The sequence below is a fragment of the Aquimixticola soesokkakensis genome (assembly GCF_900172375.1).
Lineage (GTDB): Bacteria > Pseudomonadota > Alphaproteobacteria > Rhodobacterales > Rhodobacteraceae > Aquimixticola > Aquimixticola soesokkakensis.
Genome location: NZ_FWFS01000003.1, coordinates 248,048 through 275,046, shown reverse-complemented (window position 1 = coordinate 275,046; position 26,999 = coordinate 248,048). Strand labels below are relative to the sequence as shown.

The window sequence follows — 26,999 nt, the reverse complement described above, 5'->3', positions numbered from 1 at the left end:
TTAGCGGCCTCGGGGTTTGTGGATATGTGCGGATTGAACGACCCCGAAGGCCACCATGAGCACGAGCATCGCCGATCCGCCGTAGCTGACGAGGGGGAGGGGCACGCCGACAACCGGTGCCAGCCCCATGACCATTGCCATGTTCACCGCGTAAAACAGGAAAAACGTCGAGGCAATGCCCAAGGTCACGAGCGCGCCAAAGCGGTTTTTGTTGTCGATGGCCGAGGAGATGCAGAACAGGATGATCAGCCCGTAGAGTACCAGCAGCGTGATGCAGCCGATAAAGCCGAACTCTTCGGCGAGGGTGGTGAAAATGAAATCGGTGTGTTTTTCGGGCAGGAAGCTGAGGCGCGATTGCGTCCCTTGCATAAAGCCTTTGCCCGACCAGCCGCCAGAGCCGAGGGCGATTTTCGATTGGGTGATGTGGTAGCCCGCGTCATGGGGGTCCATGGAGGGGTCGAGGAAGGTGTCGATGCGGCGGAACTGGTAGTCTTTGATCAGTTGCCATGTTGTGCCGCGCGAGGCAAAGACCGCGCTCACCAGCCCCACGCCGGAGGCAATGACGGCGGCGAAATAGGCCCAGTGGACGCCTGCGCAAAACATCACGATCGCCCCGCCGGTCAGCAGCAAAATCGCCGTGCCCAGATCGGGTTGTTTGAGGACCAGGGCCGTGGGCAGCAGGATGATGACAACGGGGATCAAAACCCACAGCGGGCGCGACACTTTTTTGATGTCCAGCCAGTCGTAATAGGCCGCGATCAGCATCACCACGTTGATTTTCATCAGTTCCGAGGGTTGCAGGCGCATGAACCCAAGGTCGATCCAGCGCTGCGCGCCCATGCCGACGTCCCCGAAAAACTCGACCACCAGCAGCAGGATGAAGGTGGCGATATAGGCCAATCCTGCGATATTGCGCCAAAACCAGATGGGCACCATCCCGACAAAAAACATCAACACGAAACCGACCGCAAAGCGTTTCATCTGCGGCTCGGACCACGGCATGAGCGTGCCACCGGCGACCGAATAGAGCATGATGAAGCCGACCGAGGCGACAGCCGTCAGCAACAGCGCCAGACCCCAGTTGAAATAGAGGATCTTGCGCAGGCCTGTGGGGACGGTTTTGAGGTTGTGTTCGAGATAGCTCATGCGCGGCTCTGGGGTTTGGTCGCGGCCAGAGTGTCGCGCAGGTCGAGCGCATCAAAGCGGGCCTGGGCTGCGCCACGCTGATCCGACGGGTAGGCCTCCAGCGGGGGCAGGCCGCCGTGCAGGGCAAAAAGCATGATATCGCGCGCAATCGGGGCGGCCACGGTCGAGCCGCCGCCACCGTGTTCGACGACGACCGAGACCGCATAGCGCGGGTTGTCGTAGGGCGCAAAGGCGACGAACAGGGCGTGGTCCCGTTGCTCCCAAGGCACGTTGTTGTTGTTCACTACGGCGTTGCGCACCTGTGATGTACCTGTTTTTCCTGCGATTTTCATCGTGTCATCGGCAATGCGCGAGCGATAGGCAGTGCCGCCGCGCGGATCGTTTGACACGGCATACATGCCCTTGCGCACCTGACGCAGCAGGTTTTGATCCACATCAAGCGGCGCGCCGTCAAGCAGCGGTTGCTCGACCCCGTCGATGGAGCGCACCAGTCGCGGGCTGATCATGCGCCCGGTGGCAACACGTGCCGCCATCGTCGCCAGTTGCATCGGCGTGGTGAGGACAAAGCCCTGACCGATGGAGGCGTTCAAACTGTCGCCGACCACCCAATCCGTGCCGCGATTGGCCAGTTTCCATTCCTTTGTCGGCAACAGACCCGAGCTGACGGCGGACATCGGCAGGTCAAAGGCCTCCCCGAGCCCCAGTTTGCGGCCCATGTCGGAAATGGCCTCGATGCCCGCGCGCTGGGCCAGTTCGTAGTAGTAGCAGTCGCAGGAATATTTCAGCGAGCCGACCAGATCGACCGCCCCGTGCCCCGACCGTTTCCAGCAGTGAAAGCGGCGCCCACCCACTTCGGTGTAGCCGCGGCAATAGACCGTATCCTCGGCGCCGATGACGCCCGCCGAGAGCGCGGCCATGGCCGTGACCAGTTTGAAGGTCGAGCCGGGGGGGTAGGCGCCTTGCACGGTCTTGGCGGGCAGGGGGCGGTGGTCGTTGTTGAGCAACGAGTCATAGGCGGCGTAGCTGATGCCGCGCACAAAGAGGTTGGGGTCAAAGGAGGGCGCGGAGGCGGCGGCCATCACATCGCCCGTTTCCACGTCGATCACCACGGCGGCCGCGCTTTCGCCCGCCAGAATCGCATGGGTGAAATTTTGCAGGCGGTGATCGACGGTCAACTGGACCGCCGCGCCTTGGGTGCCTTCCTTGCGGCCCAATTCGCGGATGATGCGCCCATAGGCGTTCTGCTCGACGCTCAAGGTGCCCGCCTGACCGCGCAAAACGTCTTCAAGCTTGTTTTCGACGCCGGTTTTGCCAATCTGGAACTTGGGAATCGTGAGCAATTCGTCGGGATCTTCGAGCTTGGCAAGGTCGCGTTCCGACACGGGGCCGACGTAGCCCAGCACATGGGCAAAATCGCCCTTGAGGGGGTAATTGCGCGACAATCCCACATCCGGCGTCACGCCGGGCAAAGCAGGACCGTTGGCGGCGACCAGCGTGAAGCTGTCCCAATCCATCCGGTCGGCAATGGTCACGGGCGCCGAGGGGTTGGCTTCCTTGAGTTCCTTGCGCACGCGGGCCTGATCTTCGGCGCTCAGACCGATGAGGCGTTCGAGCGCGGCCAGCGACTGGTCCAGATCGGCGCTGTCCTCGCGGCGGATCACGATGCGAAAGGTCTGTTCGTTCTCGGCGATGGCCGTGCCCAGCCGGTCGTAAATCATCCCGCGCGCGGGGGGCAGCAGATGGATGCGGATGCGGTTCTCGTCGGCAAGCAGGCGGAATTCATCCGCCTGATCGACCTGCATGTAGCGCATCCGAAGACCCAGCACGCCCATGAAGGCAAGCTGGCTTGCGCCCAGAAACAGCGAGCGGCGGGTGATCTTGCGCGCCGAAAGTGCGGTGTCGCCAGCAGATCTTCTCATCGCAGGACCCTCGCGGGTTCGTCGCCCTCGGGGCGGGTGATGCGTCCGAAACTTGCGGACACAAAGGCGATGACCGGATAGGCCATCACGGTGGAAAATAATTGCAACAGCGTCAGTCCGAGCGAGGTCTGCGGCGTCATCGTCAACCCGAGCAAAAGACGGTTTGCCAGCACCATCAGCGCCAGCGTGCCCGTGACCAGCATCCATTCCAGCGCAAAGGACATTTCCTGATTTTGTGCCGTGCGGCGGCGCAGGAATTCGAGGCCAAGCACCGTAAGCGCGGCCCAAAGCCCGGGCGGGCGCAGAAAAATCAGATCGGCCATCAACATGACGGCGGCCACCAGAAGGGCAGGCACATAGTCGGGGCGGCGCACGCCCCATGCAAAGGTGAGCGCGACCAGAAGGTCGGGGCCGGGCCAGCGCCCCGTGCCCACATCGAGGGGCAGGATGTAGAAAAACACCGCCAGCAGCGACAGCAGGATATAGGCCGCGCGATGCAGCAGGCGCGCGATGGTGAGCGGATCAACCATTGCTCTCTCCCTGCGCAGTGGCGTCGGCTGTGGGGAGCTGCGGGCCGCTTTCGAGCGGGACCGCGTTGGGCAGGATCAGACTTCCGGGGTCGGTGATGGTTTCGGAGGGGTGCGAGCGCAGGACACGCAGGAAATCCAGCCGCTCGTAATCGGCCGCGAGCAACACCCGCAACCGCCGGTCCGGCCCGAGGGCGACCTGCCCGACAAGAACACCGGCAGGAAACACGCCGCCATCGCCCGAGGAAACGACGCGATCACCGGGGCGGACCAATTCGGGCGTTTCGATGTATTGCAGCGGCGGCGTGGCGGAATTGTCACCCTGCAACACCGCGCGTTGCCCTGACGGCTGGATCGTCACCGGCAGGCGCGAGTTGCTGTCGGTCAGCAAAATCACGCGGCTGGTGCTGTCTGCGACACCGGAAATCCGGCCCACCAGGCCAACGCCGTCGATCGTCGCCCAGCCATCCATGATGCCGTCGCGCCGCCCGACGTTAAGCAAAACCGATTGGCGAAACGGGGATCCGCTATCGGCCATGACCACGCCAGACACCGCCGTCAGTTTCGGGTCGAGTTGCACGGAGTTCAACGTGCGCAGCTTGGCATTTTGCTGTTCCAGCTGCACAGCCGCCTCTTTCCAGGCCTGCATCTGGCGCAATTCGCGGCGCAATTCCTGATTCTGCTCGTAGAGCCGGTTGTAGCTTTGGAAATTTTCCACCATCGCCGCCGCTTTGGTCACCGGATACAGCGCCCAGGAAAACGAGGGCACAACCCGGTCAACGATCTGGGCGCGCACCCGTTCGACCCGCGGGCTGTCGATGCGCCAAAAGATGAAAATCGCCAGTAAAAACAGCACCAGACCGCCGATGAGCACATTGCGCAACGGGCGGGTGTAAATCTCGGATGTGGTGCGGTCTCGGGCCACAGGCATCTCCGCGAAAACGTGTCACATGGTCAAAAAACGCCAGCCCGCCGCTTCCTTTTTCCAGAAGCGCGGGCCGACACATCATACATCAGAATGTGAAAACTCTGATCCTAGCTGTCGTAATCGATGACATGACGCAGTTGCTTTTCATATTCCAGCGCTTTGCCGGTCCCGAGCGCCACACAATTGAGTGACTCATCGGCCACCGAAATCGCAAGGCCGGTCTGTTCGCGCAGCGCCAGATCCAATTCGCCCAAAAGCGCCCCGCCGCCGGTCAGCATCACGCCGCGATCCACGATATCCGCCGCAAGATCGGGCGGCGTGGTTTCCAGCGCCGCCATCACCGCCTCGCAGATCTGCTGCACAGGTTCGGCCAAGGCTTCGGCCACCATGGCCTGATTGATTTCGATTTCCTTGGGCACACCGTTGAGCAGGTCACGGCCGCGAATGGTCAGCGAGGCGCCGCGCCCGTCGTCGGGCATGCGCGCCGTGCCGATGGTGGTTTTGATGCGCTCGGATGTCGCCTCACCGATCAACAGGTTCTGCTGGCGGCGCAGGTAGGAAATGATCGCCTCGTCCATACGGTCGCCGCCCACGCGCACCGAGCGCGCATAAACGATGTCGCCCAAGCTCAGAACCGCCACTTCGGTGGTGCCCCCACCGATATCGACAACCATGTTGCCGGTGGGATCGGTGATCGGCATGCCCGCGCCGATGGCCGCCGCAATCGGTTCGGCAATCAACCCTGCACGCCGCGCGCCTGCCGACAGAACCGACTGGCGGATCGCGCGTTTTTCAACGGGCGTTGCGCCATGGGGCACGCAGACGATGATCTTGGGTTTGGAAAATGTCGTGCGCTTGTGAACCTTGCGGATAAAGTGCTTGATCATCTCTTCGGCGGTGTCGAAATCGGCAATCACCCCGTCGCGCATCGGGCGGATCGCCTCGATCGAACCGGGGGTGCGGCCCAGCATCAGCTTGGCATCTTCGCCCACAGCCAGCACCTGCTTCTTGCCATCTTTGACGTGGTAGGCCACCACGGAGGGCTCGTTGAGGATGACCCCTTTGCCCTTCACGTAGACCAACGTGTTCGCTGTGCCCAAGTCGATCGCCATATCGGACGAAAAAATGCTGCCAAAGCCCGCCATAATTTTGTGTTCCCAAGTCCCCAGTACGCACGCCGCATGAGTCGGTTTCCCGCTCGCGGTCCGCAGTCTTATAGGCACCCCTGCGCAATGAGGAAAGGGCGCGATTCACGTGGCTGGGCGGCTTGCCGCTTGGTTGCGATCACAGCCCCGTGCATCTGCAGCATTCTGGCCGCGGGCAGGGGCAGGCCCACAGCGAAAAGGGCACCCCCAAGGATGCCCCCTTTTATCGCGTGACCTGCCTGCGCTTTGTGGTGCGCGTGCTTAGCCTGCGTCGGTGTATTTCACCGTTTTGACATCCGCATCGGGGGCGGATTTTTCGCGCCGCACCAGAAGGCGGTTCATCGCGTTCACATAGGCTTTGGCCGAGGCCACGACCGTATCGGTGTCCGAGGACTGGCCGGTGACGATTTTGCCGTCCTCTTCAAGGCGCACCGAAACGGTCGCCTGCGCATCGGTGCCTTCGGTCACCGCATGCACCTGATAGAGCTGCAGACGCGCGGTGGTGGGGAAAATCGCCTTGATCGCCTTGAAGGTCGCATCGACGGGCCCGTCCCCCTCGCAGGTCATCGGATGGTCGACACCGTCCACTTCCAGCGTGATATCAGCGGTTTGCGGGGATTGCGTGCCACAGACCACGCGCAGGTGCTTGACCTTGATGCGTTCGTTTTGCTCGGCCGCGCCGCTATCGCGCAACAGCGCCATCAGGTCTTCGTCGAACACTTCTTTCTTGCGGTCCGCCAGCTCTTTGAAGCGCACGAACACATCCTTGAGCTGGTTATCGGCCAGCGCAAATCCCAATTCGTCAAGCTTGGCGCGCAGCGCCGCACGCCCCGAATGTTTGCCCAAGGGCAGGGAGGTGCCCGAGAGACCGACATCTTGCGGGCGCATGATTTCAAAGGTCTCGGCGTTTTTCAGCATCCCGTCCTGGTGGATGCCGCTTTCATGGGCAAAGGCGTTCTTGCCGACGATGGCCTTGTTATATTGCACCGGAAAGCCTGCCACCTGCGCAACACGGCGCGAGATGTTCATGATTTTCGTCGTGTCGATTTTGGTGCCAAAGGGCATGCGATCGTGGCGGATTTTCAGCGCCATGACGACTTCTTCAAGGGCGGTGTTGCCCGCGCGTTCCCCCAAACCGTTGATGGTGCACTCGATCTGGCGCGCACCGGCTTCGACGGCGGCCAGCGCATTGGCGGTCGCCATCCCGAGGTCGTTATGGCAATGGGTGGCGAAAATGATGTCGTCGGCACCGGGCACGCGGTTGCGCAGCATCTCGATCAGCTCGGCGCTCTCGCGCGGGATGGTGTAGCCCACGGTATCGGGGATGTTGATCGTGGTGGCACCGGCCTTGATGGCGATTTCCACCACGCGGCACAGGTAATCATGCTCGGTGCGGGTCGCATCCATCGGCGACCATTGCACGTTGTCGCACAGGTTGCGCGCGTGGGTCACCGTGTCGTGGATGCGCTCGGCCATCTGGTCCATGTCGAGGTTGGGGATCGCACGGTGCAGCGGCGATGTGCCGATAAACGTATGAATACGCGGGGATTTTGCGTGTTTTACCGCTTCCCAGCAGCGGTCGATATCACCGATATTCGCCCGCGCCAGACCGCAGATCGTCGCGGTTTTTGCCAGTTTGGCAATCTCGCTCACCGCTTCGAAATCGCCGATGGAGGCGATGGGAAACCCCGCTTCGATGATGTCCACGCCCATCTCGTCGAGCAGCGTGGCAATTTCCATCTTTTCGTTGTGGCTCATTGTGGCGCCGGGGGATTGTTCACCATCGCGCAGAGTGGTGTCAAAAATCAGCACGCGGTCTTTGTCGGTCTGGGTCATGTCAGGAATTCTCTATATCTGGTCTTAGCTTGTGGGGTGATTTGCAGCGCTAACTCCACCTCCGAGCGACGCGCCGCAAGGCACGCTCAGAGGCAGCTAAGAAGAAGCAGGCCCACAAGGGGAGCACGACAAAGGGCCACGCCGGAGGCGGGCAAGGCAGCACAGGATCGGGGTGCGGTCATCATTGTCATGGGGCGGACTATAGCCCGCCGCGTCATAATGAAAAGCTCAAAGTGAACCAAAATGCGCCCCGGCGCGTAGCCCCCTGACAGAAAGTGAGGATGTCATGCGGGCTTTGGTCATCGGCGCAACTGGGGGAATCGGGCGGGCTGTCACGGCGCGATACCGCTCCCAAGGGGTTGAGGTCGTCGCACTATCGCGGCGCGAGACCGGATTCGATTTGCGGGACGCGGATAGCGTCGAGCAGGGGATGCGCGCCGTTGAGGGGACCTTTGATCGGCTTGTCGTGGCGACGGGGCAATTGGCCGGAGCCGGGCGGGCGCCTGAAAAATCCCTGCGCGAGGTTACGGCAGAGGCGCTTGCGGATCAGTTTGCGGTGAATGCCATTGGTCCGGCGCTGGTGTTGCGCCACCTGCCGCGCCTGTTGGCGCGCAAGGGCGACGCGAAAGTCGCGGTGCTGTCAGCGCGGGTCGGCTCCATCGGGGATAACCGCATGGGGGGCTGGTACGCCTATCGCGCCGCCAAAGCCGCCCTCAACCAACTGGTCCACACGGCTGCAATCGAATTGGCGCGCAGCCACCCCAACGCCTGCCTTATCGCCTATCATCCCGGAACGGTGGCAACCGAATTTACCCGGGATTTCAAACGTGAAAAACAGACGCCTCAGGGGGCGGCAGAGCATCTTTGCGCGGTGCTCGAGGCGCGCGCCTCGACCGACAGCGGCCTGTTTTTCGACTGGAGCGGTCGCGAGGTGGCGTGGTAAAAGGCTATTCGCCCGCCCCCGCATCGCTTTGGGATTGCGCGGTGCTATCTTGGCCGCTGTCCTCTTGGCCGCTGTCCTCTTGGCTGCTGTCCTCTTGGGGGGTCGGTTCCACCAGCTCCCCGTCCTCCCAGCGCCCCGAAGCGGTCTGGCCGCTGGCATAGAGAATCACGCCAGCGCCTTGACGTTTTCCAGCGGCGAAATTGCCCTCGTAGCGGTCGCCATTGGCATAGGTCGCCACCCCCGTGCCCTCGATTTCGCCCGCTTTCCATTCGCCCTCGTAGGTAAAGCCCGAGGGCATCGTGAGCGTGCCCATACCCTCGCGCTTTCCGGCCACAAAGCCGCCCTCGTAGCGGGTGCCATCGGCGTAGGTGGCAACCCCTTGGCCTTCGCGCTCGCCTGCGACCCAGTCGCCATCGTAGACAAAGCCGTCGGTGTAGGTCATGCGACCCTTGCCCTCGTTTTTGGCGTTGTGGAACGCGCCCTCGTAGACCAGCCCGTTGGCATAGGTCAGCACGCCCGTGCCCTCGATCACGCCATATTGCCACGCGCCCGTATAGGTCGTGCCGCCGGTATAGGTGATGGTGCCCGTGCCGTGGGGGAGGTCGTCCAGAAAATCGCCCTCATAGACCGAGCCATCAGGATAGGTCACACGGCCCTTGCCCTCGATGCGGCCCTCGACCCAATCCCCGACATATTCATAACCGTCGGTGCCGGTGAAGGTGCCGCTGCCTTGGCGTTTGTCGGCCACGAACTGGCCCTCGTAGCTGTCGCCATTGGCGTAGGTGACGGTTCCCGTGCCCTCGCGCTTGCCCCCCACCAGATCCCCGACATAGGTGTCGCCGCCCGGTTGGGTAAGCGTGCCCGTGCCCTCGCAGAGGTTATCAACCCACGTACAATCAAGGGAGTAGCCGTTGGGAAAGGTCAACACGCCCGCACCGTTGCGCGCATTGGCGGCCATGGCGCCGACATAGGTCGAGCCGTCAGTATGCGTGACCTTGCCCGTGCCTTCTTTGGCACCCGCCACCCAATCACCTTCGTAGACATAGCCGTCGGGGCCGGTCATGCGGCCCACGCCATCGTGCAACCCGTCCTTGAAGCTGCCCTCATAGGTCACACCGCCCGCATAGGTCGCACGGCCTTCACCCGTGATGGTGCCCGCCACCCAGTCGCCTTCATAGGTGCCGCCATCGGGATAGGTGATCTTGCCGGTGCCATCGGGTTTTCCGGCGGAAAAATGCCCCTCATAGACCGAGAAATTGGGGTATTTGGCTATGCCTTGGCCTTCGATCACGCCCATCACCCATTCACCGGTATACTCGAATCCGTCTGGCAGGCGGTAGGTGCCGATGCCGTTTTGCACCCCGTTGGTGAATGCGCCCTCATAGATGCCACCCTCGTCATATTGCTTGGTGGTGGCGCTGGTGTCCTGGGCAAGGGCGGCCAGCGGGCCAAAGGCCAGCGCGGTTGTGAGGCCCAAGACAGCGGGCAAAGAGACGGCGGTCAGAGAGGCTGCGGGCAGAGCGGGCAGAAAGCGGGTCACGAAAGTGCGGGTCACAGTGCGGGTCACGGGGGCTCTTTTCGGTTGTCTTTGCGCCGTTAAAGCGCGCGAAGGCACTGACCGGGGCGGTCAGAAACGAGGGCGGGCAAACACGGGGCACTGGCGGCGATGGGCGTCGGTGCACAATCGCCCAACGCAGGCAGGCGCACAACGCAGGCGGGCTGGCGTGTTATTTCGTCCGCAGGTTAGGGGGAGGGCCAATGAGTGGCAAATGGATTCGCGCGCTTTTGCGGCGGATCGGCTTTCCCTTGCCCTTTCCCTCGGGCATGTCGCGGGCTACACCTTTGGCCAAGATGACCGCCCGCCTCACCTGACACCTTGCTCACCACCCTGCCTGCCACCCTCCCAAGGACCGACCATGCCCGACAGTGCCGCCACGTTTCGCCTGACCCTCGCCCAGCTCAACCCGACCGTCGGGGCGATTGGCGAGAATGCCGACCGCCTGCGTGCCGTCTACGCCGAGGCCAAGAGCGCAGGCGCGGATATGCTGGCCCTGCCGGAAATGTTCATTGCGGGCTATCAGACCCAGGATCTGGTGATGAAACCCGCCTTTACCACCGCCTGCATGCAGGCCGTCGAGGCCTTGGCCCCGCTGACAGCAGACGGCCCCGCCATCGGTGTCGGCGCGCCCTATGCCTATGGGGACAAGCTGTATAACGGCTATTGGGTGCTGGCCGAGGGGCGCGTGCAGGTGGTTGTTTTGAAACATAATCTGCCGAATGAAACCGTGTTTGACGAGGTGCGCCTCTTTGACAGCGGTGATATCACCGGCCCCTATCGCATCGGCCCGCTGCGCATCGGAACTCCGATCTGCGAGGACGCATGGCACGTCGAAGTGCCCGAAACGCTGGTTGAATCGGGCGCTGAAATCCTGTTGGTGCCCAATGGTTCGCCCTATTATCGCGCCAAACACGACCGCCGCCTCGGGCTGATGGTGGGGCGGGTGGTGGAGACGGGTCTGCCGATGGTCTATCTCAATATGGTGGGGGGGCAGGACGACCAGATTTTCGACGGCGGGTCTTTCGTGCTCAACCGTCACGGCAAAATTGCCCATCAGTTCAAGACCTTCGAGGAAGAGGTCCGCCATGTTGACTTCATCGTCAAAGAGGAGGGCTGGGAAGCCAGCGCAGGCGCGATCACCGCGACCCCGGTGGACTACGAACAGGACTATCACGCGATGGTGCTGGCCTTGCGCGATTACCTGCGCAAATCGGGGTTCAAAAAGGTGCTGTTGGGCCTGTCGGGCGGGATCGACAGCGCGATTGTCGCCACGATTGCCGCCGATGCGATCGGCCCCCAGAACGTGCGCTGCGTGATGCTGCCCTCGGAATATACCTCCCAAGGGTCGCTGGACGATGCCAAGGACTGCGCCCAACGCCTGGGCTGCCCCTATGACTTTGTGCCGATTTCCGCAGGTCGCGACGCGATCACGGACACGCTGGCCGACCTCTTTGCAGGCCGCGCCGCCGATACCACCGAGGAAAACATCCAAAGCCGCCTGCGTGGGCTGCTCCTGATGGCGATGTCGAACAAATTCGGGGAAATGTTGCTGACCACGGGCAATAAATCGGAAATGGCCGTGGGCTATTGCACGATTTATGGCGACATGAACGGCGGCTACAACCCGATCAAAGACCTCTACAAAACCCGCGTGTTCGAACAGTGCCGCTGGCGTAACGCCAACCACCGTCCCTGGATGCTGGCCCCGGCAGGCGAAGTCATCCCCGTTTCGATCATCGACAAACCGCCCTCGGCAGAGCTGCGCCCCGACCAGCGCGACGACGACAGCCTGCCGCCCTATGAGGTGCTGGATGCCATCCTCGAAGGCCTCGTGGATCGCGAGGAATCGGTCGCGGAACTTGTCGCGGCGGGCTTTGAGCGCGACACGGTCAAACGGGTCGAACATCTGCTCTACATTTCGGAATACAAACGCTTTCAATCCGCACCGGGCGCGCGGCTGACCCCGCGGGCCTTCTGGCTGGATCGCCGCTATCCCATCGCCAACCGCTGGCGCGACACCACTTGATTGTGGCCTTGAACGGCACGCGGGCATGATCTAAAAGCCGCGTCTTTCAGTCCATCGACCAGCGGAGCGCGCGCCATGTACGAGATCACTTTGGGTATTGATTTTGGCACCTCCAACTCGGCCGCGGCGGTCTTGGTGAACGGCGCCCCCTACCGGCTGTTGGTCGAGGGGGGCGAGGACACGCTGCCCACGGCCGTGTTTTTCGACAACCGCGGCGGGATGAAGATCGGGCGCGCCGCGCAGGCCGCGCTGATCGCGGGCGACGAGGGGCGCTACATGCGTGCGCTCAAATCGGTGCTGGGCACGCCTTTGCTGCGCGAAACCCGCCTGATCGCGGGCAAGCGGCGCACGCTGCTCGATATCATCACGCTGTTTCTGGAACGGCTGCGCAAGGCCGCAGAGGACCAGTTCGGCCAGCCTGTCACCCGCGCGCTGTCGGGGCGTCCTGTGCATTTTCACTCGCGCGACGCGGCGATGGATGCGCAGGCCGAAATTGATCTGCGCGACGCCTATCTCGCCGCCGGTTTTACCCATGTCGCGTTTCTGCCCGAACCCGAAGCCGCGGCACTGGCCGCGCATGGGTTGAGCGAGGCGGGCCAAATCGGGCTGATCGTCGACATCGGCGGCGGCACGTCGGATTTTTCGCTGTTCCGCTCCACGCAGGGGCGCGCCGATATTCTGTCGTCGCACGGTATCCGGCTGGGGGGCACCAATTTCGATCACGCGGTCAGCCTGCGCCATGCCATGCCGCTTTTGGGCTACGGCGGGCAGGTGCGCCGCGAGATGGGCAAAGGCCTGCTGCCGATCCCCAACACCCTGTTCAACGACCTTGCGACCTGGGAAAAGATCCCCTTTCTTTACACGCGCGAAACGATGCGGCTGGTCGAAGACCTCGAAAGCCTCGCGGTCGAGCCGGAAAAACTGGGCCGTCTGGTCGAGGTGATCGAGGCCGAGCTGGGCCATGAAATCGCCTTTGCGGTCGAGCGCGGCAAAATCGCGGTGAACAAGGCAGGGCAGGGGAAAATCGACCTCTCGGTGGTTGAAAAACGACTGGCCGCCGATGTGGATCGCGCGGGGCTGGAGGGGGCGCTGGCCGCGCATCGCGCCGATCTGGTCGAGGCCGTGCGCGAAACGCTGACCCGCGCAAGCCTTGCGCCCGAGGCGGTTGGCTCGGTGGTGTTTGTGGGCGGCTCTTCCTTGATGTCGGTGGTGCCCGAGGCCGTGCGCGCGGTTCTGCCCGACGCGCAGCACGAATTTTCCGAGGTGATGACAGCGGTGGTGGACGGTCTGGCGCTGGCCACGGCCCAGAGCGCCACGCAACACGCCTGAGGGGTGGCTGTGCGCAGCCGCGCAGCATGCGTGCGCATTCTGCGAGTGGCGATGCCGCCGCACAGGCGCTAGGTCAGGGGCAAGCGGCCCTGCAACCTCACCTGAGCCGCAGATTTTGTCCATTCGCTCGAAAGGAGCCCTCCCATGGCACAACCCAAAGTCGCGATCATTTTCTACTCCACCTACGGCACCAACCACGCCGTCGCTCTCGAAGCCCAACGCGCTGCCGAGGCCGCTGGCGCAGAAGTGCGCCTGCTGCGCGTCGCTGAAACCGCCCCCGCCGAGGTCGTCGAAGGGCAGGACGCATGGAAAGCCCAGGCGGAAAAAACCTCCGACATTCCGGCCGCAACCCCTGCGGATATGGAATGGGCGGATGCCTATTTCTTTGCCGCCCCCACCCGTTTCGGGGTGGTCGCCAGCCAGCTGCGCGCCTTCATCGACACGCTGGGCGGTGTTTGGTACACGGGCGCTTTGGCCAACAAAGCCGTGACCGCAAGCACCTCGACGGGCAACATGCACGGCGGGATGGAAACGACGTTGCAGTCGCTCTACACCACCTTCATGCACTGGGGCTCGATCATTGTCGCTCCCGGGTTCACCGACGGCTCGATCGCTGAAGCCGGTGGCAACCCCTACGGCTACTCCGCCATTGCCGGTAAATTCGACGACAAAGGCAAGGCCGCCGTTGCGCACCAAGCCACGCGTCTGGTCGAGATTTCCAAAAAACTGCTTGGCTAAAGCCACAGAGGCGCACAGCCCGCCAGTTTGAACGTAAAAGGCCCCGCGCAGCGCTCTGCACGGGGCTTTTTTGCGGGCCTTTTTGTGGGCCTTTTTGTCGGTGTAGCCGGATGTTTAGCTGTCGAGGAGGAACTGGTAGGACGCAGGCACATAGGAATAGCTGGCGTCCTCGCGCAGGCCACCCTTGGCGACATAGCCCATCGCGGGGAAGGGCATGTGATACCCCAGGAAGGGCAGGCGATCGGTCGCAAGCATGTCCAAAAGGCGCTTGCGGGTCGCTGCAGCCTGCGCCTTGTCGGTGTCAAAGGACACTTCCCAATCAGGATAGGCCAGCGAAAACACGTAGTGGTTGGCAAAATCTGCCCCCAGCAGCATCTGCGCGCCGTTGCTTTCGAGCATATAGGCAAACATGCCCGGCGTATGGCCAAAAGCATTCACGGCCGTGATGCCCGACACGGGGCTGTCGCCCTCGTTGATCATGGAGAAACGATCTGCCAGCGGGCGCACATTGGCCTCGAACCCGTCATTTCCCGCCGCCGCCCAATGGTCGAACTCCGTGGCGCCGGTCGTATAGGCGGCATTGGCGAAGGTCGCGCTGCCCGCCGTCATCAGCCCGCCGATGTGGTCACCGTGCATGTGGGTAATCACGACTTGGGTGACATCATCGGCGCTGTAGCCGGCACTGGTGAGCGCGCTCACCAGCCCTTCGCCCGAGAAGCCCGTGTCAAACAGCACGAGGTCCGTGGCGGTTTTTACCAGCGTTGGCGTGTAGAAAAACTGGGCCTTGTCAGCGGGAATAAAGTTCGCCTCAGCGACCGCTGCAAAGGTTTCGTCGCTGGCGTTCGCCCCGAAAATCTCATGCGGTTGCGTGCGGGTGTTGGTGCCCGCCAGCAGGGCGGTCACTTCGAAATCGCCCAGCTTGATGCTGCGATGGGTGGGAACAGTCGGCACTTTGGGGGCGTCGGGGGCGGCAGCAATGGCCTCTTGGGCTGCGGCGGGGCGTAGGGTGGCGGCTGCCGCAAAGGGCAGGGCCGCCGAACCGGCCAAAACGGCACGGCGAGAGGTCTTGGTGGCGTCGCGCATGGAAGTCTCCAGATCAGTTGCTTTGTCCAAAGGTAGCACAGCGGGGTGCAGCAACGAGCGATGTCACGCAAGCGTGAGGGCGTTGTTTTTGTCCAGAGCATGACGCCGTAAACGGTGCCTTAGGGAATCACCCGTAAAACAGGCGCATCTTTGTTTGGCTTGTCGAGGAGCGCATCATGGTGCCAACCGCGAATGACCCCTGTTGGACACGGGTTCTGACTTCTGAAAAAGATCTGTCGGCGGCGTCGCTGGCGACCAAAATTCTGGTCACGCGCTTGCGACGAGAAGTCAAAGGCGCTCCCGCTGAGATGATGGCGAAAATCAACGAGCTGCGGGCCTATTTCGAAAAAAATGCCTTTGCGCTGAAGGATCTAGCGCATTTCTAACGCCGCTCGAAGCGCGCGGTGCCGATAGGCCGCGGGCAGAACGTAAAGCGGGCAGAACGTAAAGCGGGCAGAGTGTAGCGCGGGCAGAGTGTAGCGCGGGCAGAGTGTTAAGCGTGCAGGAGTAAATGGAATGAAAAACAGTCTCATGAGTGTGGCACAGGTCACGGATCTGATCCAAAGCGGCGCGGTGTTGTTGCTTGCGGGGTCGCGCGCGGCGCTCTCGCAGTTGCCCAAGGGCCAGTGGATCGGCGGCACGACCGTCTATTTCGTCACCCAAGAGGGCGGATGCGTTGACCACGACAATATTTTCGTAACCCAGATCGAAGATGCGACGGCCGCGCGTGCGGTGCTCTATGCGGGGGAGGATCTGCGCAATCTGACGATGAACCGCTTTGACAACGGGCTGTCGATGATCCTCATTCCGGCCTTTTCTCAGGCGCATTTCGATTTTGCACTGCACGCCAGCAGCTATGCGGGCGTGTTTGACCAGCCGCTGATGGGCTGGATCACCGGCAAGCATATCGACGGACCCGAGACTGAGAAACCGCTGGTCTATGACGGGGCGACAGGCACCGCGCATAGCGAGGGGGCGGTAGTTTTGCACGTCGAACTGGGGCAGGACCAATACGCGGATCTCGATATCCTGAACCTCTTTGAACAGGATGAAGATGCCGATGTACTGGTGTTCCACGACGACGGGTTTTCCGCAACACGTGCGCTGGTGAACGGGCGGGACGTTGATTTTGCAGCCTATGTCGAGGAGCAGGGAATCGACATCCAGCTCCCGCTGGTCGCCAATTACGCCGGTGCGATGATCAACGTGTCTTTTCAATCGGTTGATACATCCGGCGTGTCGTTTTACGCGCCGGTCGTCGCGGGGGTCGAATATCGCCTTGCGCGCTCGCCGGGCGCCTATGCGGAGGCCTTTGCCAAACGTGCCAGCGGCGATGGCGCCAACGAGCTGTCGTGCAATTGTATCCTCAATTTCCTTTACGGCGAGCTGGAGGGCAAAAAGACCGGCACCTTCACGGGACCGGCCACCTTTGGCGAAATCGCCTATATCCTGTTGAACCAGACAATGGTGCGTCTGTCACTGCAGGCCCAAGAGCAGGCCGCCGTCGCCTGAGGGCGCTTATTCCCACCAGCGGTCGATGGCGGCAATGTCGTCATCGGACCAGCCAAAGTGATGCGCGACCTCATGCACGGTGACATGGGCGACCAGGGCGGTCAGCCCGATGTTGCCGCGCGCGCACCACTCATCCAGAATGGGGCGGCGAAACAGCCAGATGGCATCGGGCGACAGGGCCTGATCCATCACCGATTTTTCCGTCATGGGAATGCCGGTGTAGAGGCCGGTCAATTCGAAGGCATCCTCTATCCCGATTTCGCCCAACAGGTCGTCGGGTGCGAAATCCATCACATGCACGGCCAAGGCTGCGGCGGCATCGACGAAAGCGGCGGGCAGGGCGGCGATGGTTTCGCGCGCGATGGTTTCGATGGTCGCCAGATCCGGCGCGATGCGGTCGGTGACACGCGACGTCGAGCCGGAGGGGGACGCGGGCTGGGGGTCAGTGGGTGCGGGCACGGGCCAAACCTTTCGTAAATGCGCGCGCAGCGGGGCGCACGTCTCCCTGATATGGACAATTGCGGGCCGTTGTGAAAGAGGAAGCGCAACAGGAGACCAGCTCATGACCGTTACCCGTTTCGCGCCCTCGCCCACCGGCTTTATCCACATCGGCAACCTGCGCACCGCCTTGTTCAACTACCTGATCGCGCGCAAGTCGGGCGGCGAATTCATCCTGCGCATGGATGATACCGACCCCGAACGTTCCAAACAGGAATATGTCGACGGGATCAAAGAGGACCTCGAATGGCTGGGCCTGACCTGGGACCGCCTGGAAACGCAATCCTCGCGGCTCGAGCGCTATGAGCAGGCCGCGCAAGACCTGCGCGACAAGGGACGCTTTTACGAGTGTTTCGAAACGCCGACCGAGCTGGACCTCAAACGCAAGAAACAGCTCAACATGGGCAAGCCGCCCGTCTACGACCGCGCGGGCCTTGCGCTTGATGACGCGCAAAAGGCCAAACTGCGCGCCGAGCGTGGGGCGGGACACTGGCGTTTCAAGCTGGATCAGGAACGGATCACCTGGGTGGATGGCATCCTTGGCGATATCTCCATCGACGCGGCCTCTGTGTCCGATCCGGTGCTGATCCGTGCCGACGGGCAGTTCCTCTATACGCTGGCTTCGGTCTGTGATGACGTGGATTTCGGCATCACCCATGTGGTGCGCGGGTCCGATCACGTGACCAACACCGCGACCCAGATCCAGATCATCGAGGCGCTGGGCGGCACGGTGCCAAGCTTTGCCCACCACTCGCTTCTCACCGGCCCGCAGGGCGAGGCCCTGTCCAAACGTCTGGGCACTTTGGCGCTGCGCGATTTGCGCGCGGCGGGGATCGAGCCGATGGCGCTTTTGTCGTTGATGGCGCGCCTTGGCTCGTCGCAGCCGGTCGAGCTGCGCAGCACGATGGCCGAGCTGATCGAAGGGTTCGATCTGTCGCATTTCGGCGCAGCGCCGACCAAATTCGACGCCGAAGACCTCAAGCCGCTGACCGCGCGCATCAACCAGTCCAAACCCTTTGCCGATGTCGCGGCCGATGTCGCCGCTCTGGGCGTGCCCGACGCACAGGGCGAGGATTTCTGGATGGTCGTGCGCGACAATATTACCGTGAAATCCGACATGCGCGACTGGTGGGATCTTTTTGCCAATGGCGCGACCCCGGTCATTGCCGAGGAAGACGCCGATTTCATCAAGACCGCGTTTGGTCTGATGCCGGCCTTCCCCTTCGACAAAGACAGCTGGGGTACGTGGACGGCCGACGTTAAAAGCGAAACGGGGCGCAAGGGGCGTGGCCTGTTCATGCCGTTGCGCCGCGCGCTGACAGGCATGGATCACGGTCCTGACATGTCGGCCGTTCTGCCGCTGTTGCAAAAGCAGCCCAAGCTCTAAGCCTTCTAACCGTTCCAACGAAGCCCGAGGTCGCACGCCGCCCTCGGGCTTTTTGCTGGAAAAATACTCTGTTGCCGGATTTCCCTGCGCTCAGGTGCATTCGTGCTCTTGCCGGAATCAACGGGGCTGGCTATGGAAAAAGACAGCCCGCGTTGGGAGAACTGGTCACCAGTGCCGAAGGAGCAACCGCCCCGGTAAACTCTCAGGCAAATGGACCTTCGCGGCACCAAGAACTCTGGAGAGAGGCGCATCATGGCGCCCGCCGAAGGGATAACGATCTCAGGCGCAAGGACAGAGGGGGCATCTGGCGGGGGATCACCCCGTGGACAGGTGTCGGGCGTATCGCGTCACGGGCAAGGCCCGGCGTGTGCGTGTTCCGGCGGGGAAGGACGATCGATGACCGGAGCGCATCCCAGCGATCTCAAACAGACGCCGTTGGCGCAATTCCATCGTGATCTGGGCGCAAAAATGGTGCCATTCGCAGGCTATGAGATGCCCGTGCAATATCCGATGGGCGTCTTGAAGGAACATCTGCATACGCGCAGTGCTGCCGGTTTGTTCGATGTCAGCCACATGGGCCAGGTGATCCTGCGCTCGGCGCGCGGTGTGGATTATGTGGCGCAATCGCTTGAGGCGCTGGTGCCGGTGGATGTGCTGGGTCTCAAACCCACCCGCCAGCGCTACGGTGTCTTTACCACGGTTTCGGGCGGGATTTCCGACGATCTGATGATTGCCCATGCGGGGGATTGCCTGTTTCTGGTGGTCAATGCGGCCTGCAAGGAGGCCGATATCGCCCATTTGATGGCGGAGTTGCCCGACGATGTGAACGTCGAAGTGTTGCACGAGCGCGCGCTTTTGGCCTTGCAGGGGCCGCTGGCCGAACAGGCGCTGGCGCGCTTGGTTCCCGAAGTGGCAGCGATGAAATTCATGGATAGCCTGCGCTTTACCGTCGGTGGCATCGACTATTGGGTGTCGCGTTCGGGCTATACCGGCGAAGACGGGTTCGAGATTTCCGTGCCCGCCCATCACGCCATCGCCTTTGCGCGCAGCCTGTGCGAGATGGACGAGGTCGCCCCCATCGGTCTTGGGGCGCGCGATAGCCTGCGCCTTGAGGCGGGGCTGTGTCTCTATGGCCATGATCTGGACACCACGACAACACCGGCGCAGGGCAATATCGCCTGGGCGATCCAGAAGGTCCGCCGCACGGCAGGCGCGCGCGCGGGTGGTTTTTTGGGCGCCGATGTGATCCTGCCCGAACTCGAGCGCGGCCCCGAGCGGCTGCGCGTCGGTTTGCTGCCGCAGGGCCGCGCGCCGATGCGCGAGGGCACGCCCTTGTTTGCCAGCGCCGACAGCGACACGCAGATCGGCACCATCACCTCGGGCGGCTTTGGCCCCACGGTGGGGGCGCCGGTGGCCATGGGCTATCTGCCTGAGGCCCTCAGTGCCGATGGCACGCAGGTTTTCGCCGAATTGCGGGGCAAGCGCCTGGCCGTCGTGGTCGCGCCCATGCCCTTTCGACCCTCTACCTACAAGCGCTAACAGCAGGATAACGCTATGCATTTTACCGAAGAACATGAGTGGCTCCGCGTCGAAGACGATCTGGTTGTGGTCGGGATCACCGAACACGCCGCCACCCAGCTGGGCGACATTGTGTTCGTCGAACTCCCCGATGAGGGCACGACCGTCTCAAAGGACGACGAAGTCGTTGTGATCGAGAGCGTCAAAGCGGCCTCCGACATTCTTGCGCCGCTGGACGGCGAAATTGTCGAGGTGAACAGCCCGCTGGTGGAAAACCCCTCGGCCGTGAATGACGATCCGCTCGGGGAGGCCTGGTTCTTCAAGATGAAGATCGAGGACATGTCCGTGCTCGACGATTTCATGACCGAAAGCCAGTACAACAAATTCGTCGGCTAAGGCCCTGTCAGCGCCGCCTGTGGCGCTGCGATACCCGTTTGGATCGTGCGGCCCTTTGGCGGCACGGTCCCCCTTTTCACCACATAGACACGCAGGCTGATCCGGCATGACCTATACGCCCACCACCTATAACCCTTATGATTTTGCCAACCGCCGCCACATCGGCCCCTCGCCGGATGAAATGGCGGCCATGTTGGAGGTGGTGGGCGCGCGGTCTCTGGATGCGCTGATCGACGAGACGGTGCCGCTGGGCATCCGCCAGAACACGCCGCTCAGCTGGGGGCCGATGACCGAGCACGAGGTGCTGGGGCATATGCGCAAAGTTGCCGGCAAGAACCGCGTAATGGTCTCGCTGATCGGGCAGGGCTATTACGGCACGGCGACGCCGCCCGCCATCCAGCGCAACATTCTCGAAAACCCCGCGTGGTACACGGCCTATACCCCCTATCAGCCCGAAATCGCCCAAGGGCGGCTTGAGGCGCTTTTGAATTTCCAGACGATGGTGTCGGATATGACCGGCCTGCCGGTCGCCAATGCCTCGCTGCTGGATGAGGCCACGGCCTGCGCAGAAGCGATGACCATGGCCCAGCGCGTGTCCAAATCCAAGGCGCGGGCGTTTTTCATCGATGAAAACTGCCACCCGCAAAACATTGCGGTGATGAAAACCCGCGCGGCACCGCTGGATATCGAGTTGATCATCGCCGATCCCGCAACGCTGGAGGCCGAAAAGGTCTTTGGCGCGATTTTCCAGTATCCGGGCACCTTTGGCGATGTGCAGGATTTTTCCGCCCCGATCGCGGCGCTGCATGAAGCCAAGGCAGTTGCCATCATGGCGAGCGACCTGATGGCGCTGACCATGCTCAAGGATCCCGGCGCGATGGGCGCGGATATCGCCGTGGGATCGGCGCAGCGCTTTGGCGTGCCGATGGGCTTTGGCGGGCCGCATGCGGCCTTTATGTCTTGCCGCGACGCGATGAAACGCGCGATGCCGGGCCGGATTGTCGGCGTATCGGTCGATGCGCGCGGCAACCGCGCTTACCGGTTGTCCCTGCAAACCCGCGAGCAACACATCCGCCGTGAAAAAGCGACCTCGAACGTCTGTACGGCGCAGGCGCTGCTGGCGGTTATGGCCTCGTTCTATGCGGTGTTCCACGGCCCTCAGGGTCTGCGCGCGATTGGCGAGCGCATTCACACCAGCGCCGTCACCCTGGCGGGGGGGCTGAAAGCCTCGGGCTTTGACGTGGAACCGGATGCGTTTTTCGATACGATCACGGTCAAGGTCGGGGCGATGCAGGGGGTGATCTTGCGCTCTGCGGTGGCCGAGGGCATCAACCTGCGCCCTGTGGGCAGCGACCGGATCGCGATTTCCGTCGATGAAATGACCGACGCGGAGGTGATCACCAAAGTCTGGCGCGCTTTTGGCCATGACGCCACGGTGACAGGCGGTTGGGCGGGCTTGGGCTTTCCCGAGACGCTGGTGCGCGAAAGCGCCTATCTGACCCATCCGATTTTCGGCATGAACCGCGCCGAGGGCGAAATGATGCGCTACATGCGCCGTCTGGCGGATCGTGATCTGGCGCTGGATCGCGCGATGATCCCCTTGGGGTCTTGCACGATGAAGCTCAACGCCGCCGTTGAAATGATGCCCATCACCTGGCCCGAATTCAACGCCATCCACCCCTTTGCGCCCAAGGATCAATCCGAGGGCTATGCGGAAATGATCGAGGACCTCGCGGCCAAGCTGTGCGAGATCACCGGCTATGACGCCATGTCGATGCAGCCCAATTCCGGCGCGCAGGGTGAATATGCGGGTCTGATGACGATCAAGGCCTATCACCGGGCCAACGGGCAGGGCGCGCGCGATGTCTGTCTGATCCCCGTTTCAGCCCATGGCACCAACCCGGCGACGGCGCAGATGTGCGGCATGAAGGTGGTGGTGGTCAAAGCCCGCGCCAATGGCGACATCGACCTGGATGATTTTCGTGCCAAGGCGCAGGCGGCGGGCGAAAGGCTGGCGGCCTGCATGATCACCTATCCCTCGACCCACGGGGTCTTCGAGGAGTCGGTCAAGGAAGTCTGCAACATCACCCATGAGTTCGGCGGTCAGGTCTATCTGGACGGTGCGAACCTGAACGCGATGGTGGGCATTGCCAAGCCCGGTGAAATCGGGTCGGACGTGAGCCACCTCAACCTGCACAAGACCTTTTGCATTCCGCATGGCGGCGGCGGTCCCGGCATGGGGCCGATCGGCGTGAAAAAGCACCTTGAGCGCTTTCTTCCCGGTCACCCCGAGCTGGGGGGCGAAGAAGGCCCCGTGTCCGCGGCACCCTATGGCTCGGCTTCCATCCTGCCCATTTCATGGGCCTATTGCCGGCTCATGGGCGGGGCGGGCCTGACGCAGGCCACGAAAGTGGCCATCCTGAACGCCAACTACATTGCCAAGCGGCTCGAAGGGGCGTTTGACGTGCTTTACAAGGGCAAACAGGGACGCGTTGCGCATGAGTGCATCATCGACCCGCGCGCATTGTGCGAGCGCACCGATACCACCATTGACGATCTGGCCAAACGGCTGGTGGATAGCGGGTTCCATGCCCCGACGATGAGCTTTCCCGTCGCGGGGACGCTGATGATCGAGCCGACGGAATCCGAAGTCAAAGCCGAGCTTGACCGCTTTTGCGAGGCGATGCTGTCGATCCATGCCGAAATGGTGGCGATTGAAGCGGGCGAGATGCCGCGCGACAACAACCCGTTGAAAAACGCCCCCCACACGGTGCTCGACCTGACGGCGGACTGGGATCGCCCCTATTCGCGCCAGCAGGGCTGTTTCCCGCCGGGGGCCTTCACGGTCGACAAATACTGGCCGCCCGTGGGACGGGTGGACAATGCCTTTGGGGACCGCAACCTGATCTGCCAATGCCCCCCGCCCGAACACTACATCGAGGCTGACTAGACATAAAACGCCCCGCGACAGCTCTGTTGCGGGGCCTTGTGTTTGTGCCGCGCGCAACCGATATATGCCTTGATGTGAATATGGAGGCGAAGATGGCCGGAACTTTGGACAAATCAGCGGTGAAACTGGCCTGCATGACCTGCGGGCAGGGCAATCGCCTGCCCGTCGAGCGTCTGAGCGCAGGGCCCAAATGTGGCACCTGCGGCGATCCGTTGATGTCGGGCAAAGTGGCAGAATTGGACCCGATCACCTTGGGCAAGGTCAAAGCCATGGACGATGTGCCCGTAGTGGTCGATTTCTGGGCGCCCTGGTGTGGGCCGTGCCGCCAGATGGCCCCGGAATTTTCCAAAGCGGCAAGCCTGTTCAAGGGCCATGCGCGCTTTGCAAAAATCGACACGCAAGCCTACAGTGAGGTATCCGCCAAATTCGCCATTCGCGGCATCCCCCTGTTGATCCTGTTTCAAAACGGGCGCGAAGTCGCACGGCTTGCGGGCGCACGTCCAGCCTCTGAAATTGTGGATTTCGTCAAGAAAAACGGACGGCTTGCGCGTCACCCGTCGTGAGTGCAGCGCGACTTGGCGGGGGTCAGGCGCAGGGGGGTATTTGCGGCGTCGCCTGTATGTTTGCTGGCGCTGAACTGGGGGCAGGGCACCAGCGGCTCGCCCGCCATCATCTCGCTTTCCAGGGCGCGCAATTCCACAGACAGGGTCTTGAGGGTGCGCGCCATTTCCGCGCCGACGCGGGTCATGCCCTGATCCTCGGCATAGGCGTGAAGATCCGCCAGAACGTCGAACATCCAACCGTGGCGAAACAGCAGAGCCTGCGCTTGGGGCGGGGCGACGCGCGCGAGAGCCTGCGCATTGCCGCGCGCCTGATCGAGCTTGGCACTGGCCTCGGCGGGGGGCATGGTGCAGGCGCGCTGTGACAATTGCACGGCCTCCACGACACGATCGGCTGCCTCATAGAGAGAGGCCGCGACGCGCTCGCGCTGTCGTGTTGTTAGATCGCGTGTGACGACCGGGGTCGGATCGTCATCAGAAGTGCTCATCGAAGCAAACCCTAAAAAAACGTTTTCTTTGGCCGTACTCATAGCGCTTTGGAAAACTTTTCGGCAGTACGTACGGGTACAATGTCAACTGTGGCAAGGAAAACAACGCTTTGTCACGCCCTGTTGGCCGTGGATTTCAAAAAGACGGCCAAACGTCACTGGCATCTGTGCGTCTGAAATCGGCCTTGTGGCGGGCGTTTGATCCCGCGCAAAGCGTGCTGGTCCTGATCCTGCGCAAATGTAAATATCGCAATTGCACTTTAGCATATAGCGAATTGAGCTATATTCAACCTCAGGTTTAGAGGCGCTGTGCTGCGCTGTGTCGTTTCACGTAGTCCCGACACGGTTGACGGGTGTCACAGACAGGCAACGGATTTTCGGTGACGCTGCAGTGAGGCAGTCGGGATCGCACAGACCGCAACAGCCCCCCCACTCCGCAGGGGCGGGCGAACAAAGACAGGAGAGGCAGGCCACAAGGGCCGTGTTATGGAAGGACTGGGCAATTCCAAGGCGACGGGCATCGCCGCAGGACGCGAAATCGTACGCATGCAGCGATTGGGGGTGCTGCGCGTCGGCTCACGGGCGAATAAATTACTCCGCTATCTGGTGCGCTGCGAGGTCACCGGCACGCCCGTCAAAGCCTATGCAATCGCGGTTGATGTGCTGGGGCGCAGCAGGGATTTCGACCCATCCACCGACAGTATCGTGCGTGTTGAAATCGGGCGGCTGCGCAAATTACTGGACGCCTATTTCGACGGGCAGGGGGCCGATGCAGCCCTGTCGATGCGCATTCCGGTGGGCCAGAACACTTTGGTGTTTGCCCGTCGCGCGACGACAGGTAGCACGCAGGCGCAGGTGGCGCCTGCGCAGCCTGCCACAGATGGCCCGCTTGTGGGCTACCGCTGGCCTGCCCCCGATGCGCGCGTGGCCTCGCCTGCGCAGCGCGACGCCTTGAGCGCCGCACGCGCTGCGCAGGCGCGCCTTCCGGTGGACCAGTCGGCGCGCAAACTCTGGCCGGTGCTGACGGTGATCGTGGCCACTGCGGTTCTGGTCGGCGCGATCGCGGGGATTTTATGGCAAATGTCGCAACAGTTTTCCGAGCCGCTGTCCAGCGCGCGGGCGCAGTCCAAACCCCTGGATATGCCCGTGGTGCGTGTCGAGGCCTTGCGCAATGATTTGCCCGCAGCCCTGCCCGAAGACCTGCGCGACGGTCTTGGCGGGTTGTTGCACGCCGATCTGGTGCGCGCGCTGTCGGCGTTTCGCACGCTGCGCGTGCAGGACCGCGCGCCCAGTTTCGGTTTCGCCCTGACCCCGATTGCCGATTACGTTCTGACGCCGGTTTTGCGCCGCACGGGGGGCGGGCTGGCGCTGGATCTGACGCTGACCTCGACGCTGGAAGGTGTCGTGATCTGGTCGGGGCGCGAATCCTTGCCGGTGTTTGTCGAGGAAAGTTTCGGGCGCGACTTCGGCCCGCCGGTGGCACGCGACATCTGGCAAGCGCGCCTGGAGACGATTGTGCGGCGCAGCGCCGTCGCCATTGCCGCCCCCACGGGGTTTGTTGCGCGCGACGTGTTGCGCCGTGCACAGGCGCGCGAGGCGGCAGGCACGCCGCAGGCCGCGGTGGAAACGGCCTATACCTGCACCCTGCGCTGGCACGCCTTTGATGAAACCAAAGAGGCCGCACAGGCTGCACGGGTCCGCTTTTGCCTGAACCGTTTTTTGCGCGAAACGCCGCAGGAGGCGCGCATTTGGGCCTCGTGGTCGATGATGCGGTTTCTGGACTGGACCCGCAGCGGCGCGACGCGGGACGACGGCTTGTTGGCGGATGCTTTGGCGGCGGCGGACCGTGCGGTCTGGCTTGACCCGTCAGACGCCGTGGCCGAAGAATATCGCGGGTCGATCCTGATGGCGCTGGGGCGCGAGGACGAGGCGCTGCGGTCCTACACCACCGCGATGCGCCTCAATCCCGCAACCCCCGATATGATCGTTGTGAGTGGCTGGTATCTGGCCGAGCGCGGCGATTGGCAGGCGGGGATCGACCTTGTAAACCAGGCCATGGCGCTCAGTGCCAGCCCGCCGGGATGGTATCGCATCCCGCTGGCGCTGGACGCCTTTCGCCGCGGGGAGGATGCGCAGGCGCTCGAACAGGCGCAACTGATGCTGTCGGCGCGCGATGAGCGGGGGCGGGTGATCGCCGCCGCCGCTTTGCGCCGCATGGGCGACCTTGAGGGGGCCGAACAGCAACTGCGCCAACTTGACGCCGGCGACGCGGTGGCCGCGTTGCGCCGTTTGCAGGCGGTTTTTGCCTCGGAACAGATTTTGGGCGATCTCGCTGTGGCGCTGGGGCTGGCGCGCGATGTTCTTGACGCGTTTGACGCCACTCCGGCGCGCGGCACCCAAGAGCCTGCAGAGCAGGACGGGGCGCAAGAGGCGGTCGAGGCCGTTTCAGACTGAGGCCCCGGCCTGCGCTTCCTCCGGTAATCCCCCCGGCCTGCGCTTTCGCGGCGGGCCG

General features: G+C 62.7%; 22 protein-coding genes and 1 riboswitch. Of the genes, 12 read left to right on the top strand and 10 right to left on the bottom strand.

Annotated elements, in window-relative coordinates:
* The 6 genes from rodA to AQS8620_RS05660 all read right to left on the bottom strand — a co-directional run bounded on the left by rodA (position 1) and on the right by AQS8620_RS05660 (position 7,501).
* Entirely contained in the window at positions 1–1,146 is a 1,146-nt protein-coding gene (gene rodA, locus AQS8620_RS05685) for a rod shape-determining protein RodA (protein WP_085835871.1), read from the bottom strand.
* A complete protein-coding gene (gene mrdA / locus AQS8620_RS05680) occupies positions 1,143–3,065 on the bottom strand; it encodes a penicillin-binding protein 2 (RefSeq protein WP_085835870.1) in 1,923 nt (640 codons plus the stop codon). The genes rodA and mrdA overlap by 4 nt, the downstream gene beginning before the upstream one ends.
* Complete coding sequence (locus tag AQS8620_RS05675; RefSeq protein ID WP_085835869.1) at positions 3,062–3,595, bottom strand: rod shape-determining protein MreD; 534 nt, start codon at positions 3,593–3,595, stop codon at positions 3,062–3,064. The genes mrdA and AQS8620_RS05675 overlap by 4 nt, the downstream gene beginning before the upstream one ends.
* Positions 3,588–4,517, bottom strand: coding sequence for a rod shape-determining protein MreC (gene mreC, locus AQS8620_RS05670; RefSeq protein WP_085835911.1), 930 nt, complete (start codon positions 4,515–4,517; stop codon positions 3,588–3,590). The genes AQS8620_RS05675 and mreC overlap by 8 nt, the downstream gene beginning before the upstream one ends.
* A 110-nt stretch (positions 4,518–4,627) precedes the next feature.
* On the bottom strand, positions 4,628–5,665 hold the full coding sequence (locus AQS8620_RS05665; RefSeq protein ID WP_085835868.1) for a rod shape-determining protein: 1,038 nt from the start codon (positions 5,663–5,665) through the stop codon (positions 4,628–4,630).
* A 261-nt stretch (positions 5,666–5,926) separates the two neighbouring features.
* Positions 5,927–7,501 carry a 2-isopropylmalate synthase gene (locus AQS8620_RS05660; RefSeq protein WP_085835867.1) on the bottom strand — a complete coding sequence of 525 codons (1,575 nt, stop codon included), beginning with the start codon at positions 7,499–7,501 and terminating at the stop codon, positions 5,927–5,929.
* Between the two features lie 286 nt (positions 7,502–7,787).
* On the opposite strand from AQS8620_RS05660, the gene AQS8620_RS05655 reads away from it, so the two are divergent.
* On the top strand, positions 7,788–8,444 hold the full coding sequence (locus tag AQS8620_RS05655; protein WP_085835866.1) for an SDR family NAD(P)-dependent oxidoreductase: 657 nt from the start codon (positions 7,788–7,790) through the stop codon (positions 8,442–8,444).
* Between the two features lie 4 nt (positions 8,445–8,448).
* Here the strand turns inward: AQS8620_RS05655 and AQS8620_RS05650 are convergent, their stop codons facing one another.
* Complete coding sequence (locus tag AQS8620_RS05650) at positions 8,449–9,933, bottom strand: MORN repeat-containing protein (protein WP_442319877.1); 1,485 nt, start codon at positions 9,931–9,933, stop codon at positions 8,449–8,451.
* A gap of 427 nt (positions 9,934–10,360) precedes the next feature.
* Between AQS8620_RS05650 and AQS8620_RS05645 the strand changes: the two genes are divergently transcribed.
* From AQS8620_RS05645 to AQS8620_RS05635, 3 genes are all read left to right on the top strand, one after another.
* The gene (locus AQS8620_RS05645; protein WP_085835865.1) at positions 10,361–12,028 is read left to right on the top strand and encodes an NAD+ synthase; all 1,668 of its coding nucleotides are present in this window, start codon (positions 10,361–10,363) and stop codon (positions 12,026–12,028) included.
* 75 nt (positions 12,029–12,103) lie between these two features.
* Positions 12,104–13,357 carry an Hsp70 family protein gene (locus AQS8620_RS05640; protein WP_085835864.1) on the top strand — a complete coding sequence of 418 codons (1,254 nt, stop codon included), beginning with the start codon at positions 12,104–12,106 and terminating at the stop codon, positions 13,355–13,357.
* A 144-nt stretch (positions 13,358–13,501) separates the two neighbouring features.
* A complete protein-coding gene (locus AQS8620_RS05635; RefSeq protein ID WP_085835863.1) occupies positions 13,502–14,095 on the top strand; it encodes an NAD(P)H-dependent oxidoreductase in 594 nt (197 codons plus the stop codon).
* Positions 14,096–14,209: 114 nt separating this feature from the next.
* On the opposite strand, the gene AQS8620_RS05630 is transcribed toward AQS8620_RS05635, so the two are convergent.
* A complete protein-coding gene (locus AQS8620_RS05630) occupies positions 14,210–15,178 on the bottom strand; it encodes an MBL fold metallo-hydrolase (RefSeq protein ID WP_085835862.1) in 969 nt (322 codons plus the stop codon).
* Positions 15,179–15,354: 176 nt separating this feature from the next.
* Here AQS8620_RS05630 and AQS8620_RS05625 point away from each other — a divergent pair, with 176 nt between their 5' ends.
* Positions 15,355–15,564: a hypothetical protein gene (locus AQS8620_RS05625; protein ID WP_085835861.1), complete on the top strand. Its 210-nt coding sequence runs from the start codon at positions 15,355–15,357 to the stop codon at positions 15,562–15,564.
* A gap of 130 nt (positions 15,565–15,694) precedes the next feature.
* Complete coding sequence (locus tag AQS8620_RS05620; protein ID WP_085835860.1) at positions 15,695–16,690, top strand: DUF6976 family protein; 996 nt, start codon at positions 15,695–15,697, stop codon at positions 16,688–16,690.
* A gap of 6 nt (positions 16,691–16,696) precedes the next feature.
* Here the strand turns inward: AQS8620_RS05620 and AQS8620_RS05615 are convergent, their stop codons facing one another.
* Positions 16,697–17,149: a metallopeptidase family protein gene (locus AQS8620_RS05615; RefSeq protein WP_370737879.1), complete on the bottom strand. Its 453-nt coding sequence runs from the start codon at positions 17,147–17,149 to the stop codon at positions 16,697–16,699.
* 103 nt (positions 17,150–17,252) lie between these two features.
* On the opposite strand from AQS8620_RS05615, the gene gltX reads away from it, so the two are divergent.
* The 5 genes from gltX (at position 17,253) to trxC (ending at position 24,002) form a co-directional block, all read left to right on the top strand.
* The gene (gene gltX, locus AQS8620_RS05610) at positions 17,253–18,575 is read left to right on the top strand and encodes a glutamate--tRNA ligase (RefSeq protein ID WP_085835858.1); all 1,323 of its coding nucleotides are present in this window, start codon (positions 17,253–17,255) and stop codon (positions 18,573–18,575) included.
* Between the two features lie 143 nt (positions 18,576–18,718).
* Positions 18,719–18,803, top strand: a riboswitch (glycine riboswitch).
* 168 nt (positions 18,804–18,971) lie between these two features.
* The gene (gene gcvT, locus AQS8620_RS05605) at positions 18,972–20,114 is read left to right on the top strand and encodes a glycine cleavage system aminomethyltransferase GcvT (protein ID WP_085835857.1); all 1,143 of its coding nucleotides are present in this window, start codon (positions 18,972–18,974) and stop codon (positions 20,112–20,114) included.
* Between the two features lie 15 nt (positions 20,115–20,129).
* A complete protein-coding gene (gcvH, locus tag AQS8620_RS05600) occupies positions 20,130–20,489 on the top strand; it encodes a glycine cleavage system protein GcvH (protein ID WP_085835856.1) in 360 nt (119 codons plus the stop codon).
* 106 nt (positions 20,490–20,595) lie between these two features.
* Positions 20,596–23,439, top strand: coding sequence for an aminomethyl-transferring glycine dehydrogenase (gcvP, locus tag AQS8620_RS05595; RefSeq protein WP_085835855.1), 2,844 nt, complete (start codon positions 20,596–20,598; stop codon positions 23,437–23,439).
* Between the two features lie 92 nt (positions 23,440–23,531).
* Positions 23,532–24,002 (top strand): thioredoxin TrxC, encoded by a 471-nt coding sequence (gene trxC / locus AQS8620_RS05590; protein WP_085835909.1) that lies wholly within the window; start codon positions 23,532–23,534, stop codon positions 24,000–24,002.
* Here the strand turns inward: trxC and AQS8620_RS05585 are convergent.
* The gene (locus AQS8620_RS05585; protein WP_143267433.1) at positions 23,990–24,487 is read right to left on the bottom strand and encodes a hypothetical protein; all 498 of its coding nucleotides are present in this window, start codon (positions 24,485–24,487) and stop codon (positions 23,990–23,992) included. The two genes, trxC and AQS8620_RS05585, sit on opposite strands and share 13 nt — an antisense overlap.
* Before the next feature lie 486 nt (positions 24,488–24,973).
* Between AQS8620_RS05585 and AQS8620_RS05580 the strand changes: the two genes are divergently transcribed.
* A complete protein-coding gene (locus AQS8620_RS05580; RefSeq protein ID WP_085835853.1) occupies positions 24,974–26,941 on the top strand; it encodes a tetratricopeptide repeat protein in 1,968 nt (655 codons plus the stop codon).
* Positions 26,942–26,999 lie beyond the last annotated feature (58 nt).